Consider the following 13,756-nt stretch of genomic DNA (forward strand, 5'->3'; position numbering starts at 1 on the left):
TCTCAAGGAAAAAATCGTGAATCCGATTCGGAAAACATTTCACTACGGCGATCATCTCGTCTCTTTCGAAACCGGCGAAATCGCCCGTCAGGCCGATGCCGCCGTTCTGGTAGACATGGGCGGCACCGTCGTGCTGGTGACCGCGGTCGGTCTCAAGGAAATTACCCGGGAAGGCGATTTTTTCCCCTTGACGGTCAATTATCAGGAAAAGACCTATGCCGCAGGGCGTATCCCCGGCGGGTTCTTCAAGCGCGAGGGGCGCCCCAGCGAGAAGGAGACCCTGACGGCCCGCTTGATCGACCGCCCGGTTCGCCCCCTGTTCCCGGAAGGATTCACCAACGAAGTCCAGGTCGTGGCTACCGTGGTCTCGCTCAATCCTGAGATCGATCCGGACATCCCGGCCATGCTGGGCGCTTCCGCCGCGCTGACGCTTTCGGGCATGCCTTTCAAAGGCCCTATCGGCGCCGCGCGGGTGGGTTACTGCGACGGTCAGTATCTGCTCAATCCCGGCAAGAGCGAACTGGCGACTTCGGAATTGGATCTGGTCGTCGCCGGCACCGAGAAGGCCGTGTTGATGGTCGAATCGGAAGCCAAGCGGCTGCCGGAAGACGTCATGCTGGGCGCCGTGCTGTTCGGTCATGAGCAGTTGCAGGCCGGTATCAAGGCGATCCACGAATTGGCTCAGGAGTTCGGCGTGCAGCCTTGGGACTGGACGCCTGCCGGGGAGAATCAGGTACTCAAGTCGGCGGTTGCGGAAATCGCCGGCGCGCGCATCGCTCAGGCTTATCTCATCGCCGAGAAGCAGGTGCGTCAGCAGACCCTCAAGGAAATCCGCGCCTCCGCCGTGGCGGCCCTGAGCGCCGACGCCGCCTATGCCGAAAAAGACATCAAGGCGACCCTGGAGCAGTTGGAGTACGAGGCCGTGCGCAGCAACATCCTCGACGAGGGCAAGCGCATCGACGGCCGCGACTTGAAGACCGTGCGCCCCATCAGCATACGCACCGGCGTATTGCCCCGCACCCACGGTTCGGCGCTGTTCACCCGCGGCGAAACCCAGGCCCTGGTGGTCGCCACCCTGGGCACCGGTCGCGACGCGCAGTTGATCGATGCGATCGACGGCGAATACAAGGATACCTTCATGCTGCACTACAACTTCCCCCCGTACTGCGTGGGCGAGGTCGGCATGATAGGTTCGCCCAAGCGACGCGAGATCGGCCACGGCCGTCTGGCCAAGCGCGGCGTGCAGGCTATCCTGCCTACCCAGGAAGAGTTCCCCTATGTCGTCCGCGTGGTGTCCGAGATCACCGAATCCAACGGTTCCAGTTCCATGGCGTCGGTGTGCGGCTCCAGCCTGGCCCTGATGGATGCCGGCGTGCCGACCAAGGCGCCGGTGGCGGGCATCGCGATGGGGCTCATCAAGGAAGGCGACAAGTTTGCCGTGTTGTCCGACATCATGGGCGACGAGGACCACCTGGGCGACATGGACTTCAAGGTCGCCGGAACCCGCGACGGCGTCACCGCCCTGCAGATGGACATCAAGATCGACGGCATCACGCCGGAAATCATGAAGGTGGCCCTGCAGCAGGCGCAGGAAGGGCGCTTGCACATCCTGGACAAGATGGATGAGGCTTTGTCGACTCCGCGCCAGGATATGTCGGACTACGCACCGCGCATCGTGAGTTTCACTATCGATCCCAGCAAGATCCGCGAGGTCATCGGCAAGGGCGGCGCGACCATACGCGCCATCACCGAGGAAACCGGCGCCACCATCGACATCACCGACGATGGTGTGATCAAGGTCGCTTCCGTCGACAAGCAGGCTGGTGTCGAGGCCCGTCGCCGCATCGAGTTGATCACCGCGGAGGTCGAGGTCGGCCGGGTTTACGAAGGCAAGGTCGCCCGCCTCATGGACTTCGGCGCGTTCGTCACCATCCTGCCCGGCAAGGACGGTCTGGTGCATATTTCGCAGATCTCCGATCAACACGTGGAGAAAGTCAGCGACCAGTTGGCCGAAGGCGACGTGGTTCGGGTGAAGGTATTGGAGATCGACCGCCAGGGCCGCGTGCGTCTGAGCATGAAGGCCGTGGACGCGGAGAGCGCCGAAGGCTGATTCGGGTCCGAAAAAACCCCGGCCGGCGGGAACGCGGGTCGGGGTTTTTTATTGCCGGAATGGCGGACCGGGCTCGTGGCCCGGTCCGATGTAACTCAGTCGTCGTTGCTGAAGATGCCCAGGATCTGCAACAGGCTGGTGAACAGGTTGAAGATCGCGACATACAGGGACACGGTCGCGAGGATATAGTTGTTTTCCCCTCCGTGCACGATTTCGCTGGTCTGCCAGAGTATCATGCCGGACATCAGCAGGATGAACATGGCGGAAACGGCGATCTGCAGCCCCGGCATGGGCACGAACAGTCCGATCAGCCCGGCGATGAAGGCCACCAGGATGCCGGCCATCAGCATGCCGCCCATGAAGCTGAAGTCTTTGCGGCTGGCCAGGGCGTACAGGGAAAGTCCGACGAAGATCAGCCCGGTGCCGCCCAGTGCGGTGGCCACCAATTGGCCGCCGTTGGCGTAATGCTTGAGATACAGGTTCAGTATGGGACCAAGGGTCAGGCCCATGAATCCGGTCAGCGCGAACACGAACAGGATGCCCCACGCGCTGTGGCTGAATTTATTGGTGAGAAACAGCAGGCCGAAATAGCCGACCAGGGTGATGATCACGCCGGGATGCGGCAGGTCGAGGCTCATGGACACGCCGGCGGCAGCGGCGCTGAAAAGCAGGGTCATGGCCAGCAGGGCATAGGTGTTGCGCAAAACCTTGTTGGTTTCCAGCACGCCCGCCTGCGGACGGCTGATGACGCGGTATTGACTCATGGATGGTGACTCCTTGGTAGTTAAAGGCAGGTCTGAGACCGCCGCCATGGTAGCCTAGTTTCCTGCCCGCACAAAAACCCTGAGTTTTGTCGGCCGTGGATTCGGCGCTCTGTTGATGCATTGCGCGGATGAACGACGCGAGTCGGACGGCAGGCTCCGATAATTCCAGTTTTTCACTTTCAATTCGTTTGATGTCGCATTCGGCGAACTTCACCAGCCTCTCGTCACGTAATTCGGAAACCCCGTACCGGCGCTGGCCGCCCTTGATCGGCGTGGGTTTGTCCCTTGCGCTGCATGGTCTGGCCTGGCTGGCTTGGTTGAACCGGCAGCCCGACGAGGAACCGGTCGTAACACCGCCTCAGGTGATCGAAGTGGCGCTGATGACGGAGAAGGCACCGGCCGTCGAACCGGCGTCCCAAACTCAGGTCCAGTCGCCGCCCAAGCCCCAGCCTGAACCGCCGCCGCCGAAGAGACCGGCGCCTCCCAAGCCGAAGCCCAAGGCCAAGCCGGTTGCCAGGCCGGAGCCGCCGCCCATCTCACCTCAGCACAGCGAGGCCGAGGCGCCGTCCGCGCCCGTCGTTTCGGCGCCCGAAGCCCCGCCCAAACCCGCCGCCCCACCTCCCGCCCCGTATGTCGAAGCGAGTTACAAGGGCCCGGGTCTGCATAATCCGCCCACGCGTTATCCGCGTATCGCCTTGGAACGGCAGTGGGAAGGCAGCGTACAGCTCAAGGTTCAGGTGCTGACCGACGGGACGGCGGGCGAGATACGCGTCGAACGCAGCAGCGGGCACGAAATACTCGACGAGGCCACGATAGAGCAGGTAAAAAGTTGGCGTTTCATTCCTGCCCGCCGGGGCGATCAGGCGGTGATCAGTTGGGTGATCGTGCCGATCGAATACAAACTCAAACATTAACGACGCAAGGTTAATTCCATGAATGCATTGTCGAGTTCCGGTATCGTGCAGATCACCCTCTGGGTGTTGATCGGTTTTTCGGTGGTCACCTGGGGCATCATTTTTTACAAACTCTGGGTGTTGTGGCGCATCGGACAGCGCAACAGGGAATACGGCCGTGAATTCTGGGATGCGGCCGACCTGGTCGCGGCAGGCAGCCTGGAACAGTCGGACAGCGCCCTGGGGCGCATCGCGGGCGCAGGGTTCCACGTCCTGAGTGATGTGCAAAACAAGGCGACGCGCAAGTTGGAATTGAGCGGCGATATTCAATCCATCCTGGAGCGCTCCCTGCGCCAGCAGATCAGCAAGGAGCGCAAGGTCCTGGAGCAGGGCTTGTCCATGCTGGCCAGTGTCGGCAGCACTTCGCCTTTCGTCGGCTTGTTCGGCACCGTCTGGGGCATCATGCATGCCCTGGAAGACATCAGCAAAGCCAAGTCCGCCAGCCTCGACGTGGTGGCCGGCCCCATCGGCGAGGCCTTGATCGCCACGGCCATCGGCATTGCCGCCGCTATACCGGCGGTGCTGGCTTATAACTTCTTCCTGCGTCGCATCAATCTGTGCGAGGCCGAGTTGGAATACTTCGCCACCGACTTCCTCAATCTGGCCGTCAAATCCGGCTTGAAAACCCACGAGGAGAGCTGAAATGGCCTTTAAACCCGAGTCGTCCAACCGCCAGGCCATGAGCGAGATCAACGTCACGCCTCTGGTCGACGTGATGCTGGTGCTGCTGGTGGTATTCATCGTCACCGCGCCCTTGCTCACCCAGGCCGTCAAAGTCGACCTGCCCAAGACCGAAAAGACCGATCCGGCGCCGGACCAGCATCTCGCCGTCCTGGTCATCGACGCGGGGGGTAGGCTCAGCGTCGATGATCAGGAGCACACACTGGAAAGCCTGCCCGGGGTCCTGCAAACTCGCCTGCAGGCCGACCCGGAACTGCTGGTTCAATTTCAGGTTGACAAGGCCGTTCCCTACGGCCGTCTCGCCGAAGCCATGGCCGTCGCCCACAAAGCCGGCATCGTTAAGCTGGCGTTTCTGACGCAAGAATAAGCGACCTCTTCTCGTCAAGGGTACGGCTTTCTCCGAGTCGTCCTTCGACGTTATGTAGGGCAACTATTTGAGGTAGTGCTGCCGCTGGTCTCCTTGCCACGAATGAGTACTGATCGACCATTGCTGCCGGTCGCCCTCGGCTTGCAATTTTCGCGAATGACAGGTAACGGAAAATGTTCTTGAACCAACGCAATAGGCCATTACCTGACTGACAATTGCGTAATGATAACAACCTCTTCGTCGGTACCAGCGGCCAATCGGCGTGAGCTCAACGATTCGAGGTTAATCGTCGGGTTGGATAGCGAATAGTGCCTGAACGAACGCGATAAATCGTCTCAGATAATCCTCTAGCCATTGACCCCATTTACCATTTAACCCCGCCGGACGCAGAAGCGAATCGGGCGTCAACACGCCGTGATAGCGATGCCGATGCTTGCGGTAGCGGAACCAGGGCGGGCGATACGACTAGCCCCGTTTTTCTCCCTTCAGTTGCTCTGCTGGTACACCTGTCTGAGGAAAGCTTTCACTAGCGGCAGGAGGAGCGCCGGTTGCTCTTCCTGAGGGGCATGACCGCTGTTGTCAATCAACGCAAGCCGAGAGCCAGCGATGGCGGAGTTCAATCGATTGGCATTCGTTATCGGGACGATCTCGTCATAGCGGCCCCACACGATTAGGGTCGGCACACGAATTGTGCCGTATTGTTCCGCCAATGACGGCAGATCCTTAGGAAGAATCTGCCGGGCAGTGGTCAGCGTTGCACAGCGACCATTCCCGGTAAATAGGCCATGGGCATAGGCTGCCACGGCATCATCTGGAATGACCTCGTCATGGTAAAATACCTCTTTCATTACGTCCCGAACCTGCGTCTCTGCCGGTATGAGGTTTATCAGCAAGGGGCCTAGCAAAGGCGTTGCTAACAATTTGATGAAAGAGGGCAGCTCCTGTTCATAGGCAATGCTATCGATGAGCACCAATGCGGCCTGGCGTGGAGGAGACTCTTGGGCAAGAAATATTGATGCGACGAGGGCAACACCGCCTCCATAGGAATGGCCGATCAGCGTCACGTTGTGAAGGTCGTTGGCAACGATATAGTCTCGGACGAGACGTGCCTGCTCATAGATGGAATAGCGGTGATCGGCTGGTTTCGGTGAGTAACCGAAACCCTTGAGGTCTAGGGCGATGGTGCGGTGATTATCGGCCAATGCCGGGACGATATGGCGCCAAGTATACGTATCGTTGCCGAAACCATGGATAAACAGTATGGGCTCACCTTTCCCTGATTTCTCAGCATATAGTTTTATATCTTGCGTAGCGGGTCGGGTTCCCTTGGCAAACGATTGCCATGCGGGGATACTCTGGTCGAGTACCGCGCAACCCGACAGAAACATTCCGCAAACGATCAGCAAGCCGGCCATGCAGGCAACACGGTTAGCCATCGAACACCACCCGGTGGAATCGACCTGCCTGCTCATAAGTGGGTGAAAATTATGATTGCGTCAAACACGGCACCGAAGGCGAACGCTAGGCAGCAGTAAAGCGGTAACATCACGATCACCGCCGTGGTTCTCTTCACCCTTGTCCTCACCTTGGAAGACGATCGTATGCTCCACATGGCGTAGGACAAAATCCCGTAAATCAGGCATACGCCGAAAGAAAGCGGAAGTAAATTGGAAAAATAGAGTGACTCGGGGCCTATGATCTTATCCGGGCATCTACCGCATTTTTCGATCAATGCCACGATCTCGTCGCGTTTGCCGTTGACCAGTCCAAAGGCTGTCAGGGCAATGCTGACGGCGCTCCACAACAAACCCAGCAACAGGAATGGTGCTCCTGTTCCGGTCAGATCCTGGCCGATGACGGATTTCATCGTCTCATCCGATTCCGATTTGTTTTTTTCATCCATGGTCGGCTCCTCTGATGGTTGCCGGTATTGGTTCGATCAACCTAGAACCGGGGATAATCGAGAAAAAGGATAGGAATTTCAATGGGTTCAGCGGTTTTCTGGGAGCAGAGGATGCGCCCGTGGTGGGGCCTTGTCAACGAGTCCAATTGATCAGGGAGGTAGCATGAATAGTCATTTCGGCCATCGGAAGGGAATTGATGTAGTTTTGGCAACAAGCCGGTGGCCTCCGGGTTGTACGCGGAATATCCCGTCGATGGCGGCAACCTCATGCACCCACGGGGCCTGTTCTCACATTTGAATATCCCATCGAGAAAATAAAGAATTCGCGAGAACTAGATAGCGTCGTCACAAGATTATGAGAGAATAGTTCTATCTCAAATTTTCTTTGAAAGGAAAGATGGCGGATTCAGGGCATCGGCGACACGATATATCGGATCGAGTCTGGCAATTATTGGAGCCGCGGTTGCCGGGGCGAGAAGGTGCTTGGGGTGGTAAAGCGCACGATAACCGCCGATTTATCAATGCGGTTTTTTGGATTTTGCGCACTGGCGCGCCGTGGCGAGACTTGCCGCCCGACTACGGCGATTGGAAAAACACCCATCGCCGTTTTTGCCGTTGGCGCGATAAAGGCATATGGGAATCCTTGTTGGAACAGTTGGTGATCGAACCTGACTATGAATGGCTGATGATTGATGCCAGCCACATTAAAGTCCACCCGCATGCGGCGGGCGCCAAAGGGGGCAGCCAGGATATGGGGGTCACAAAAGGGGGCTCAACAGCAAGATACATCTGGCCGTGGATGCGCATGGTATGCCGCTCAGAGTCATTGTTACAGCAGGTACCGTGGCAGATTGTACGCAGGCTTCAACCTTGATCGCGGGTTTGGATGCCCAGCATCTGCTGGCGGACAAAGGCTACGACACGGACGCCATCGTCGCCCAAGCACAAGCTGCCCATATGGCGGTTGTCATTCCGCCGAAGAAAAATCGCACCGAACTTCGCGCGTATGACCAAGACCTTTACCGCCTTCGGCATTTGGTGGAAAACGCCTTTCTACACCTGAAGCGCTGGCGTGGTATTGCAACTCGTTATGCCAAAAATACCGCTTCATTCTTGGCGGCGGTGCAGATTCGCTGCATTGCTATTTGGGCCGCTATCTTATGACGACACTATCTAAGACAGGTTGCAGTCAGTTTCTCGGGCCAACGCGAATGACAGGCGCGCATTCCCCTGCTGCCGCTTAGGACAGAGGCGTCGGGGTCCGAAATTGGCCTTTCCGCCAGTTCGCGGACCCTCCGCAAAGCTGTCGTTCGAGAACATCTTTCCTGGAGCATGAAATCAGCGAGCTCAACCGCATCGTGGTGATGTGGCTGGACTTCGCCGAAGACCAGGCCCGCCGGCGCAAGGAAATCTTCCTGAAAGATTGGGAAGAAAAGCTCGACGCTTTCCTTAAATTCAATGATCGCAACGTTTTGCCGAACGCCGGTAACATTTCCAAGAAACAGGCGGATGCTCGCGCCGAAGAGGCATACGCCCGATACGCCACCGCGCGCCGCACGCTGCTGGAAGCCGAGGGCGCCGAGCAAAACCTGAAGATGTTGGAGGCTGCCGCTAAGGTATTGCCTAAAACCACGGAGAACGGGTGACCGATGGTGATCAAGAAAACCTCGCCTACCTGGAGCGATGTTAAAACCAGGCTAACCGAATTCGACCGCTGGTTGTGGCCGGACGTCTACGTACGGTGTCGAATAAGGAGCGTGAGCCATAGCGTCGTGTCCCCGCTTAAGATAATCTCGGCCGCCTAATCCGCATCTACCCGAAGTCAGCTCCCATGTCCAAATCCGAACCCACTTATGTAAAACCCAGCCCCGAAGAACTGCGTCTACGCCTGGACGACGAGCAGTTCCACGTCACCCAGGCCTGCGGCACCGAGCCTCCGTTCCAGAACGCTTATTGGGACAATCACCGCGAAGGTTTGTATGTCGACGTGGTATCCGGCGAGCCTTTGTTTTCGTCGCGCGATAAGTTCGATTCAGGCACCGGCTGGCCCAGCTTTACCCGCCCCGTGCCGGGCACGGAAGTGGTGGAGAAGAAGGACATCTCCCATTTCATGGTTCGCACGGAGGTGCGCAGCGGGCAGGCGGACTCCCATCTGGGCCATGTGTTCAGCGACGGCCCCGGCCCGACCGGTTTGCGCTACTGCATCAATTCGGCGTCCTTGCGCTTCATTCCGAAAGAGGATCTGGAAGCGGAAGGTTACGGCGACTACTTGTCTTTGTTCGATTGATGCCGGCTATTCGCCGCCGTCGTCCACGGGTGGTGTGAAGCGCCGCGCATCGGGCGGAAGCAGATCGAAGATGGGATGTTTGGGTAGGCCGAACGGTTCGGGGTAGAAGACGCCGCCCAGATAAAGCCCGTCCGGCGGCGCGGTGACGCCGCCCAGCGCGCGGTCGCGGGCTTCCAGCACCTCCCGCGCCCAGTCCGGCGGATGCTTGCCTGAGCCGATATCGATCAACACCCCGGCGATGTTGCGCACCATGTGATGCACGAAGGCGTTGGCCGACAGGTCGATGTGGACCCATTCACCTTCGCGGCTGACCCGGATGAAATGCATGATGCGTTGCGGGCTGTGGGACTGACAGCTCTGGGCGCGGAAGGATGAAAAATCGTGGTCGCCGATCAGATGCTGGGCGCCTGCGTGCATTTTCTCGGCATTTAGCGGCCTGAAGCACCAGGTCACCTGGCGGCGCTGGAGGGCCGATTTCATCGCCCGGTTCAATATCGTGTAACGGTAGAAGCGGGCGATGGCGCTGTAGCGGGCGTGGAAGTCCGCCTCGACTTCCTTGACCCAGAGGATGCGTACGTCGTCCGGCAAGGCCGTGTTAACCCCCAGCAGCCAGGATCGCAGATCGCGTTTCGCCTGGGTGTCGAAGTGCGCGACCTGCTCGTAAGCATGCACACCCGCATCGGTGCGGCCTGCGCAGACCACGTCCACCGGCTCGTTCGCCACCTGGCCAACAGCGGCTTCCACGCATTCCTGCACGCTACGCCGGTCGCGCTGGATCTGCCAGCCGGCGAATGCGGAACCGTCGTATTCGATACCCAGGGCTAAGCGCGGCATGGGCCGCCGATCAGGCTCAAGCCGGATAAAGTCGAAGAAATGAACCCTCTCCCTCTGGGAGAGGGCAGGGTGAGGGAGGCATTGCTTGCGAGTACAACAATGCTGCCGGAAGCCTTGTGCGCTAGTGCCCTCACCCCAACCCCTCTCCCAGAGGGAGAGGGGCTTAATAGACCGACAGTGAACTTCAAACCGCCTCCGCCACGCCTTCGGCTTTCTTGGCGTATTCCGGCACCTGGTCGAAGTTCAGGTAGCGGTAGGTGTCGTCCGCGCTCTCGTCGATCTGGCGGGCGTATTCCATATAGTCCTGCAGGCTGGGGATGCGGCCCATGATGGAACACACCGCGGCCAGTTCGGCCGACGCCAGGAAGACTTGCGCGCCGGCGCCCAGCCGGTTGGGGAAGTTGCGGGTGGACGTGGAGACCACCGTGGCGTTGTCGGCCACGCGCGCCTGGTTGCCCATGCACAGCGAGCAGCCGGGCATTTCGGTGCGAGCGCCCACCTTGCCGTAGGTGGCGTAATAGCCTTCCTCGCTGAGCTGGGCCTGGTCCATCTTGGTCGGCGGGGCGATCCATAGCCTGCTGGGTATCTGCTTGCCGAACTTGTCCAGCAGCTTGCCGGCGGCGCGGAAGTGGCCGATGTTGGTCATGCAGGAGCCCAGGAAGACTTCGTCGATATGGGTGCCGGCGACTTCGGACAAGGGCTTCACGTCGTCCGGATCGTTCGGGCAGCAGAGCAGGGGTTCCTTGATCTGGTCCAGGTCGATCTCGATGACCTCGGCATATTCGGCGTCCGCGTCGGCTTCCAGCAGCACCGGATTGGCCAGCCAGGCTTCCATGGACTTGATGCGGCGCTGCAGGGTGCGTACGTCGCCGTAGCCTTCGGCGATCATCCAGCGCAGCAGGGTGATGTTGGAGCGCAGGTATTCGGCGATGGGCTCCGGATTCAGTTTGACCGTGCAGGCCGCGGCCGAGCGTTCGGCCGAGGCGTCGGCCAGCTCGAAGGCCTGCTCGATCTTCAGATCCGGCAGACCTTCGATCTCTAAAATACGCCCGGAGAACACGTTCTTCTTGCCCTGCTTCTCTACCGTCAACAGCCCGCGCTGCAGGGCGGCGTAGGGGATGGCGTGGACCAGGTCGCGCAGGGTGATGCCGGGTTGCAGCTTGCCCTTGAAGCGCACCAGTACCGATTCCGGCATGTCCAGCGGCATCACCCCGGTGGCGGCGGCGAATGCGACCAGACCCGATCCGGCCGGGAATGAGATGCCGATGGGGAAGCGGGTGTGCGAGTCGCCGCCGGTGCCGACGGTGTCCGGCAGCAGGGTGCGGTTGAGCCAGGAATGGATGATGCCGTCGCCGGGCCGCAGCGATACGCCGCCGCGGGTCATGATGAAATCGGGCAGGGTGTGGTGCGTCTGCACGTCGACCGGCTTGGGGTAAGCGGCGGTGTGGCAGAACGATTGCAGCACCAGGTCGGCCGAGAAACCCAGGCAAGCCAGGTCTTTCAGCTCGTCGCGGGTCATGGGCCCGGTGGTGTCCTGCGAACCGACGGTGGTCATGTGCGGTTCGCAATAAGTGCCAGGGCGCACGCCGGCCACGCCACAGGCCTTGCCCACCATCTTCTGCGCCAGGGTGTAGCCCTTGCCGGTATCGGCTTTTGCTTGGGGACGGCGGAAGATGGTGGAAGGCGGCAGGCCCAGCGCCTTGCGCGCGCGGTCGGTCAGGCCGCGGCCGATGATGAGGTTGATGCGCCCGCCGGCCCTAACTTCGTCGAGGATGATGTCGGTCTTGAGCGCGAAGCGGGCCACTTCCTCGCCCGTATCATGGCGGCGGATCAGGCCTTCGTACGGGTAGATGTCGATCACGTCACCCATGGCCAAGCCGGTGACGTCGACCTCGAGGGGCAAGGCGCCGGAGTCTTCCATGGTGTTGAAGAAGATGGGCGCGATCTTGCCGCCCAGGCACACCCCGCCGGCGCGCTTGTTGGGCACGTGCGGGATGTCGTCGCCGGTGTACCAGAGCACGGAATTGGTAGCGGATTTGCGCGAGGAACCGGTGCCGACCACATCACCGACGTAGGCGACCGGATATCCCTTGGTTTTCAGTTCGGCGATCTGCTGCTCGGCGTTGTGCACGCCTTCGCGCGGCACCTTGAGCATGGACTTGGCATGCAGCGGGATGTCGGGTCGCGACCAGGCATCCTGGGCAGGGGAAAGATCGTCGGTGTTGGTTTCGCCCGTCACCTTGAACACGGTGACGGTCAGCTTTTCGGGCAACTGGGGACGGCTGGTGAACCACTCGGCCTCGGCCCAGGCGCGCAAGACGGCTTGGGCTTGGGCATTGCCGGCCTCGGCCTTCTCCTGCACGTCGTGGAAGGCATCGAACATCAGCAGGGTGTGGGACAAGCCCTTGGCGGCCAGCGGGGCGAGAGTCGGGCTTTCCAGCAAGTCGATCAACGGCGCCACGTTGTAGCCGCCCAGCATCGTACCCAGCAACTCGGTGGCGCGCTCGGGCGACAGGATGGGGGAAGCCGCTTCGACCTTGGCGATCGCGGCCAGGAAACCGGCCTTGACGTAGGCGGCTTCGTCCACGCCGGCGGGCACCCGGTCGGCGAGCAGGTGCAGCAGAAACTCGGCTTCGCCGGCGGGCGGTTGCTTGATGAGTTCCACCAGGGCAGCCGTCTGCTCCGCGTTCAGGGGTTTGGCTACAATGCCATCCGCCGCGCGCTCGGCGACGTGCTTGCGATAGTCTTCCAGCATGTAAGAGTGCCTTGTGAGTGTGTGCTTGTGATGTCGACGAGATCCGCCCGTGCTCGCGATCTTCGAGCATAGGGCCTGGCCGCGGCCGGAGCGTCGCGGTTATGCGAAACCCGGGGCTATTATATGAAGCGGAACGGTAACAATCACGCGGCACCGCCATGACCACTCATTTCTATACGCATCCTGTGTTTCTGGAGCATGACACCGGCGCAGGTCACCCGGAGAGTCCGGAGCGCTTGCGCGCCATCGATGCCGCGCTGAAGCGGCCCGAGTTTTCCAGCCTGATCCGCAAGGAGTCGCCGCGCGCGACGCTGGATCAGATCCACCTGGTGCATGCGCAGAAACAGATCGACAAGGTGGCCCACTTCATCCCGAAGGAAGGCATCATCTATCTCGATCCCGACACGCCGGTCTCGCCGTTTTCCCTGGAAGCGGCCCTGCATGCGGCCGGCGCGGTTTGCGCCGCCGTGGACGCGGTTTTCGCCGGTGAAGCCAGCAACGCATTCTGCGGCGTCAGGCCGCCAGGCCATCACGCCACGCCGGAAACCAGCATGGGATTTTGCCTGTTCAACAACGTCGCCATCGCCGCCGAGCACGGACGCCAGCGGCACGGCATACGCAAGGTCGCCATCGTCGATTTCGACGTCCATCATGGAAACGGCACACAGGCCGCCTTCGAAAAGAACCTGGAAGTGCTTTACGCCTCTACCCACCAATATCCCTGGTATCCGGGTTCTGGCGCCGCGACGGAGACGGGGGTGGGCAACATCTTCAACGCGCCGCTGCGTAGCGGTGCCGGTTCGGCGGAATTCCGCGCCGCCATGCGCGAGCGGATATTGCCGGCGGTCGACAAGTTTCAACCCGAACTAGTGCTGGTTTCGGCCGGATTCGATGCCCACAGGGACGATCCTCTGGCCTCCCTGAACCTGGTGGAAGACGACTTCGCCTGGATTACCGCCGAACTGCTTGCCTTGGCAAAGCGGCATGCCCAAGGCCGACTGGTTTCGACCCTGGAGGGCGGGTACGAACTCCGCGCCCTGGCCGACAGCGTAGCGGCGCATGTGGGCGAATTGCTGAAGGCGTGAGCCGCTTCTATTTTCGC

Annotated in this window: 13 protein-coding genes; 8 read left to right on the top strand and 5 right to left on the bottom strand. The window is 60.5% G+C overall.

Features of this window, described 5'->3' with window-relative positions; genetic code table 11:
• Positions 1-16 precede the first annotated feature (16 nt).
• Positions 17-2,110 (top strand): polyribonucleotide nucleotidyltransferase, encoded by a 2,094-nt coding sequence (gene pnp / locus JWZ97_RS01765; RefSeq protein ID WP_205433030.1) that lies wholly within the window; start codon positions 17-19, stop codon positions 2,108-2,110.
• A gap of 95 nt (positions 2,111-2,205) precedes the next feature.
• Here the strand turns inward: pnp and JWZ97_RS01770 are convergent, their stop codons facing one another.
• Positions 2,206-2,874: a Bax inhibitor-1/YccA family protein gene (locus JWZ97_RS01770; RefSeq protein WP_205433031.1), complete on the bottom strand. Its 669-nt coding sequence runs from the start codon at positions 2,872-2,874 to the stop codon at positions 2,206-2,208.
• 191 nt (positions 2,875-3,065) lie between these two features.
• Between JWZ97_RS01770 and JWZ97_RS01775 the strand changes: the two genes are divergently transcribed.
• From JWZ97_RS01775 to JWZ97_RS01785, 3 genes are read left to right on the top strand one after another with little or no spacing between them, the layout of a single operon-like run.
• Entirely contained in the window at positions 3,066-3,788 is a 723-nt protein-coding gene (locus JWZ97_RS01775; RefSeq protein ID WP_205433032.1) for an energy transducer TonB, read from the top strand.
• Positions 3,789-3,806: 18 nt separating this feature from the next.
• Positions 3,807-4,469 carry a MotA/TolQ/ExbB proton channel family protein gene (locus JWZ97_RS01780; RefSeq protein WP_205433033.1) on the top strand — a complete coding sequence of 221 codons (663 nt, stop codon included), beginning with the start codon at positions 3,807-3,809 and terminating at the stop codon, positions 4,467-4,469.
• 1 nt (position 4,470) lies between these two features.
• Positions 4,471-4,875, top strand: a complete 405-nt coding sequence (locus JWZ97_RS01785; protein WP_205433034.1) for a biopolymer transporter ExbD — start codon at positions 4,471-4,473, stop codon at positions 4,873-4,875.
• Between the two features lie 485 nt (positions 4,876-5,360).
• On the opposite strand, the gene JWZ97_RS01790 is transcribed toward JWZ97_RS01785, so the two are convergent.
• Positions 5,361-6,311 (bottom strand): alpha/beta fold hydrolase, encoded by a 951-nt coding sequence (locus JWZ97_RS01790; RefSeq protein ID WP_205433035.1) that lies wholly within the window; start codon positions 6,309-6,311, stop codon positions 5,361-5,363.
• A gap of 32 nt (positions 6,312-6,343) precedes the next feature.
• Positions 6,344-6,778 carry a hypothetical protein gene (locus tag JWZ97_RS01795; protein WP_205433036.1) on the bottom strand — a complete coding sequence of 145 codons (435 nt, stop codon included), beginning with the start codon at positions 6,776-6,778 and terminating at the stop codon, positions 6,344-6,346.
• A 397-nt stretch (positions 6,779-7,175) separates the two neighbouring features.
• On the opposite strand from JWZ97_RS01795, the gene JWZ97_RS01800 reads away from it, so the two are divergent.
• From JWZ97_RS01800 to msrB, 3 genes are all read left to right on the top strand, one after another.
• A protein-coding gene (locus JWZ97_RS01800) for an IS5 family transposase (RefSeq protein WP_205434506.1) occupies positions 7,176-7,942 on the top strand; the annotation gives its coding sequence in 2 pieces (ribosomal slippage) (positions 7,176-7,551 and positions 7,551-7,942; 768 coding nt in all).
• Between the two features lie 200 nt (positions 7,943-8,142).
• Positions 8,143-8,424 (top strand): RhuM family protein, encoded by a 282-nt coding sequence (gene rhuM, locus JWZ97_RS01805; RefSeq protein ID WP_205433038.1) that lies wholly within the window; start codon positions 8,143-8,145, stop codon positions 8,422-8,424.
• A gap of 185 nt (positions 8,425-8,609) precedes the next feature.
• The gene (msrB, locus tag JWZ97_RS01810) at positions 8,610-9,065 is read left to right on the top strand and encodes a peptide-methionine (R)-S-oxide reductase MsrB (RefSeq protein ID WP_205433040.1); all 456 of its coding nucleotides are present in this window, start codon (positions 8,610-8,612) and stop codon (positions 9,063-9,065) included.
• Between the two features lie 6 nt (positions 9,066-9,071).
• Here the strand turns inward: msrB and truA are convergent, their stop codons facing one another.
• Complete coding sequence (gene truA / locus JWZ97_RS01815; RefSeq protein ID WP_205433041.1) at positions 9,072-9,899, bottom strand: tRNA pseudouridine(38-40) synthase TruA; 828 nt, start codon at positions 9,897-9,899, stop codon at positions 9,072-9,074.
• Positions 9,900-10,083: 184 nt separating this feature from the next.
• The gene (gene acnB, locus JWZ97_RS01820; protein WP_205433042.1) at positions 10,084-12,654 is read right to left on the bottom strand and encodes a bifunctional aconitate hydratase 2/2-methylisocitrate dehydratase; all 2,571 of its coding nucleotides are present in this window, start codon (positions 12,652-12,654) and stop codon (positions 10,084-10,086) included.
• Between the two features lie 158 nt (positions 12,655-12,812).
• Here acnB and JWZ97_RS01825 point away from each other — a divergent pair, with 158 nt between their 5' ends.
• On the top strand, positions 12,813-13,739 hold the full coding sequence (locus JWZ97_RS01825; protein WP_205433043.1) for a histone deacetylase family protein: 927 nt from the start codon (positions 12,813-12,815) through the stop codon (positions 13,737-13,739).
• Positions 13,740-13,756: the final 17 nt, after the last annotated feature.

It is taken from the genome of Methylococcus sp. EFPC2 (assembly GCF_016925495.1).
Classification (GTDB): Bacteria; Pseudomonadota; Gammaproteobacteria; order Methylococcales; family Methylococcaceae; genus EFPC2.

What these genes read in the sequence shown, in the direction of transcription:
- JWZ97_RS01770 (WP_205433031.1), bottom strand. Translation starts at nt 2,874, where the DNA reads ATGAGTCAATACCGCGTCATCAGCCGTCCGCAGGCGGGCGTGCTGGAA.
- JWZ97_RS01775 (WP_205433032.1), top strand. Translation starts at nt 3,066, where the DNA reads ATGTCGCATTCGGCGAACTTCACCAGCCTCTCGTCACGTAATTCGGAA.
- JWZ97_RS01780 (WP_205433033.1), top strand. Translation starts at nt 3,807, where the DNA reads ATGAATGCATTGTCGAGTTCCGGTATCGTGCAGATCACCCTCTGGGTG.
- JWZ97_RS01785 (WP_205433034.1), top strand. Translation starts at nt 4,471, where the DNA reads ATGGCCTTTAAACCCGAGTCGTCCAACCGCCAGGCCATGAGCGAGATC.
- JWZ97_RS01790 (WP_205433035.1), bottom strand. Translation starts at nt 6,311, where the DNA reads ATGGCTAACCGTGTTGCCTGCATGGCCGGCTTGCTGATCGTTTGCGGA.
- JWZ97_RS01795 (WP_205433036.1), bottom strand. Translation starts at nt 6,778, where the DNA reads ATGGATGAAAAAAACAAATCGGAATCGGATGAGACGATGAAATCCGTC.
- rhuM (WP_205433038.1), top strand. Translation starts at nt 8,143, where the DNA reads ATGTGGCTGGACTTCGCCGAAGACCAGGCCCGCCGGCGCAAGGAAATC.
- msrB (WP_205433040.1), top strand. Translation starts at nt 8,610, where the DNA reads ATGTCCAAATCCGAACCCACTTATGTAAAACCCAGCCCCGAAGAACTG.
- truA (WP_205433041.1), bottom strand. Translation starts at nt 9,899, where the DNA reads ATGCCGCGCTTAGCCCTGGGTATCGAATACGACGGTTCCGCATTCGCC.
- acnB (WP_205433042.1), bottom strand. Translation starts at nt 12,654, where the DNA reads ATGCTGGAAGACTATCGCAAGCACGTCGCCGAGCGCGCGGCGGATGGC.
- JWZ97_RS01825 (WP_205433043.1), top strand. Translation starts at nt 12,813, where the DNA reads ATGACCACTCATTTCTATACGCATCCTGTGTTTCTGGAGCATGACACC.